The sequence below is a fragment of the Streptomyces sp. NPDC054956 genome, assembly GCF_053609185.1.
This window is the reverse complement of record NZ_JBSGXB010000476.1, coordinates 1-3908: the sequence shown is the minus strand read 5'-3', so window position 1 is coordinate 3908 and position 3908 is coordinate 1. Positions and strand designations below refer to the sequence as shown.

Here is a 3908-nt window from a genome sequence, read left to right as displayed (position 1 = left end):
ACGCCCCGGGCGAGCGACTGGAGGAAGCCCGAGCCGAGCTCCTCCTTGAGCGCGCTGCCGGACCCCTCCGCCGCGGGGGCGCCGGCCGGTACGGCGTCGGCGGGCGGGGCTTCGGCGGGCGGGGCGGCCAGGGCCGCCTCCATGGCGGCGACGGCGCGGCGCAGGGGGGCCATCGCCTGCTCCGCCAGGGACCGGGTGTCGTGCCGGCTGGTGTGGCTGACCACGCTGACGGCGCAGACCACCGAGCCGCCCGGGTCCCGTATGGGCAGGGCGAGCGCGATCAGCCCCGGCTCGATCAGCTGGTCGTCCACCGCCAGGCCCGCCTCGCGGGCCGCCCGCACCCGGCCGCGGAACCTTTCCTCGACGGACTCGACGGACTCGACGGACTCGACGGACTCGACGGACTCGACGGACGGGGCGGACGGGGCGGACCCGTCGGACCCACCGGCCCCGGTGCCCCCGAGCGGCCTGGCCGGCACGGACGGGAAGCCGGAGTCGAGGGGGTCCTTCGCGCGCCGCTCCCGCCACCGCGCGTACGCCTCCTCGTCCCAGTCGGCGGCGAACAGGGCGCCGGGCGCGCACCGTTCGGCCGGCAGCAGGTCCCCGGTCCGGAAGGAGATCGCCATGGCGCGGCGGCGGGTGGCCTGGGCGATGAAGCGCACCCCGTCTCCGTCCGGGACGGCCAGTGACACCGACTCGTCCAGCGCGTCGGCGAGCGCGACGGCGTGCGGGCCGAGGAGCTCCGGCAGACCGCAGCCGGACAGGTAGGCGTTGCCCAGCTCCGCCGCGCCCGGGGCGAGCAGCAGGTCGCGGCCCTCGGTCCGGAGCAGTCCGAGGCGGACGAACGTGGTGGCGACCCGGTCGACCGTCGAGCGGGCGAGCCCCGTCGCCTGGGCCAGGTCCCCGGGGCGGTGGCGCAGTTCCGGTCCGGTGGCCATGACGCGGAGCAGGGAGAGACCGCGTTCCAGCGGCCCGACCAGCTCCTCGGGTGGGCCCAGAGCCTCGGTGGCTCGCTCCATCGGCCGGCCTCCTCGGGGCGGTCACGGGGTGATCAGGATGCGGGGAAACCGTACCCGCTGCCGTTGACACGGCCCGGGCGCGGATGGACACTCACCTTCGCGCAAGAAGTGAACAAAAGTTCACCAGGCGAACACGCCACGCGTCAATCCCCAGTGAGGCGGTCCACTCCATGGACAAACAGGTCGCAACCGCCGCCGAAGCGGTGGCGGACATCGGCGACGGAGCCACGCTCGCCGTAGGAGGCTTCGGGCTCAGCGGCGTACCGGACGTACTGATCCGCGCCCTGCACGCCCAGGGGGCCACCGGGCTCGGTGTCGTCTCCAACAACTGCGGCGTCGACGGCGGAGGCCTGGGCGTCCTGCTCGCGGCCGGCCGGATCAGCCGGGTCACCGGCTCCTACATCGGCGACAACAAGGAGTTCGCCCGCCGCTACCTGGGCGGCGAACTGGAACTGGAACTCACCCCCCAGGGCACCCTCGCCGAGCGGCTGCGCGCCGGAGGCTGCGGAATCCCCGCCTTCTTCACCCCGGCGGGCGTCGGCACCCAGGCCGCCGACGGCGGACTGCCCTGGCGGTACGGGCCCGACGGCGCCGTCGCCGTCGCCTCCCCGCCCAAGGAGGTGCGTACCTACGGCGGCCGCGCGCACGTGCTCGAACACGGCATCACCACCGACTTCGCCCTGGTCCGCGCCGCCCGCGGCGACCGCCACGGCAACCTCGTCTTCGCCCGCTCGGCCCGCAACTTCAACCCCCTCGCCGCCATGGCCGGCCGCGTCACCGTCGCCGAGGTGGAGGAGCTGGTCGAGCCGGGCGAACTGGACCCCGACCAGGTTCACTTGCCGGGCGTCTTCGTCCAGCGGGTGCTGGCGCTCACCCCCGCACAGGCCGCCGACAAGGGCATCGAACGAAGGACGGTACGGACCCGATGAGCTGGACCAGGGACGAGATGGCGGCCCGCGCCGCCCGCGAGCTCGACGACGGTTCGTACGTCAACCTCGGGATCGGACTGCCCACGCGGGTGCCCGGATTCCTCCCCGACGGCGTCGACGTCGTCCTCCACTCGGAGAACGGACTCCTCGGAGTCGGCCCCTATCCGTACGAGGACGAGGTCGATCCCGACCTCGTCAACGCGGGCAAGGAGACGGTCACCGTCCTGCCGGGCGCCTCCTTCTTCGACTCCGCGCTCTCCTTCGGCATGATCCGCGGCGGCCACATCGACACCGCGGTCCTCGGCGCCATGCAGGTCTCCGCCCGCGGCGACCTCGCCAACTGGGCGGTCCCCGGCCGCATGGTCAAGGGCATGGGCGGCGCGATGGACCTCGTCCACGGCGCCCGCCGGGTGATCGTGCTCATGGAGCACACCGCCAAGGACGGCACCCCCAAGATCGTCGAGGAGTGCACCCTGCCCCTCACCGGCCGGACCTGCGTCGACCGGATCATCACCGACCTCGGCGTCCTGGACGTCACCGAGGACGGGCTGCGCCTCGTCGAGACGGCCCCCGGCGTCACCGTCGAGGAGATCGCCCACCGCACCGCGGCGCCCCTGGAGACGGGAGCGGCCCGGTGAGGACCACCCCCGGCGGCGTCTACATCGTCGACGCCGTACGCACCCCCGTCGGCAAGTACGGCGGCGCGCTCAGCACGGTCCGCCCCGACGACCTGGCCGCACACGTCCTCGGCGCCCTCCTCGGGCGCACCCCCGCACTCGACCCGGCCCGCATCGACGACGTGATCCTCGGCAACGCCAACGGCGCCGGCGAGGAGAACCGCGACGTGGCCCGGATGGCCGTCCTGCTGGCCGGACTGCCCGTCTCCGTCCCCGGCGTCACCGTCAACCGGCTCTGCGGCTCCGGCCTGGAGGCAGTGATCCAGGCCTACCGCGCCGTCGCCGTCGGGGACGCCTCGATCGTGGTCGCGGGCGGGGTCGAATCCATGAGCCGCGCCCCCTGGGTGCTGCCCAAGCCGGCGCGCGCCTTCCCCGCCGGCCACCAGGAGATGTACTCCACCACCCTCGGCTGGCGCATGGTCAACCCCCGGATGCCCGCCGACTGGACGGCCTCCCTCGGCGAGGGTGCCGAACGTGTCGCGGAGAAGCACGGCATCGGGCGCGAGGCCCAGGACGCCTACGCGCTCGACAGCCACCGCAAGGCCGCCGCGGCCCGGAACGCCGGCTCCTTCGACCCCGAGATCGTCCCCGTGGACGGCACCGGCCTCGTCCGCGACGAGTCCGTGCGCGAGGACACCTCCGCGCAGGCCCTGGCGCGCCTGCGGCCCGCCTTCCGGACCGACGGAACCGTCACCGCCGGCAACTCCTCGCCGCTCAACGACGGCGCCGCCGCCCTGCTGATCACCGACGAGGCGGGCCTGCGGGCCACCGGCCGCGAACCACTGGCCCGGATCACCGCGTCGGCCGTCAGCGGCATCGATCCCGCGTACTTCGGCCTCGGACCCGTCGAAGCCACCCGGCGCGCCCTCGCCCGGGCCGGGCGCACCTTCGACGGCCTCACCACCCTCGAACTCAACGAGGCCTTCGCCGCCCAGGCGCTCGGCTGCCTCGCGGAATGGCCCGAGCTCGACCCCGCCGTCGTCAACCCGCGCGGCGGCGCGATCGCCCTCGGCCACCCGCTCGGCGCCTCCGGTGCCCGGCTCGCCGGATCCGTGGCCCACCAGCTGGCCGCGGCCGGCTCGGGCACCGGACTCGCCACCCTCTGCATAGGCGTCGGCCAAGGCCTCGCCCTCGTACTGGAAAGGTGACGGACCATCATGACAGTGACGCAGAAAGAGATATCGAAGGAGATCACGGCCCGGCGCGTCCCCGTCGGCCGCGCGGGTATACTGATCTGACGCACCCGGCGCGGGAATGCGAGGTTAAGAAGGAGCGCGGGGCGG

4 protein-coding genes are annotated in these 3908 nt (G+C 74.3%); 3 read left to right on the top strand and 1 reads right to left on the bottom strand.

Annotated elements, in window-relative coordinates:
* Window positions 1–1019 (bottom strand): IclR family transcriptional regulator (locus tag ACWGDE_RS36920; protein ID WP_453393457.1); only part of this gene is annotated, 1019 nt, incomplete at its 3' end.
* Window positions 1020–1189: 170 nt separating this feature from the next.
* On the opposite strand from ACWGDE_RS36920, the gene ACWGDE_RS36915 reads away from it, so the two are divergent.
* Genes ACWGDE_RS36915 through ACWGDE_RS36905 form a run of 3 tightly spaced genes read left to right on the top strand, consistent with a single transcriptional unit; the run spans window position 1190 to window position 3773 of the window.
* Window positions 1190–1948, top strand: coding sequence for a CoA transferase subunit A (locus ACWGDE_RS36915; RefSeq protein ID WP_453393456.1), 759 nt, complete (start codon window positions 1190–1192; stop codon window positions 1946–1948).
* Window positions 1945–2586 (top strand): CoA transferase subunit B, encoded by a 642-nt coding sequence (locus ACWGDE_RS36910; protein ID WP_453393455.1) that lies wholly within the window; start codon window positions 1945–1947, stop codon window positions 2584–2586. Before ACWGDE_RS36915 ends, ACWGDE_RS36910 begins: the two co-directional genes overlap by 4 nt.
* Window positions 2583–3773 carry a thiolase family protein gene (locus ACWGDE_RS36905; RefSeq protein WP_453393454.1) on the top strand — a complete coding sequence of 397 codons (1191 nt, stop codon included), beginning with the start codon at window positions 2583–2585 and terminating at the stop codon, window positions 3771–3773. The genes ACWGDE_RS36910 and ACWGDE_RS36905 overlap by 4 nt, the downstream gene beginning before the upstream one ends.
* Window positions 3774–3908 lie beyond the last annotated feature (135 nt).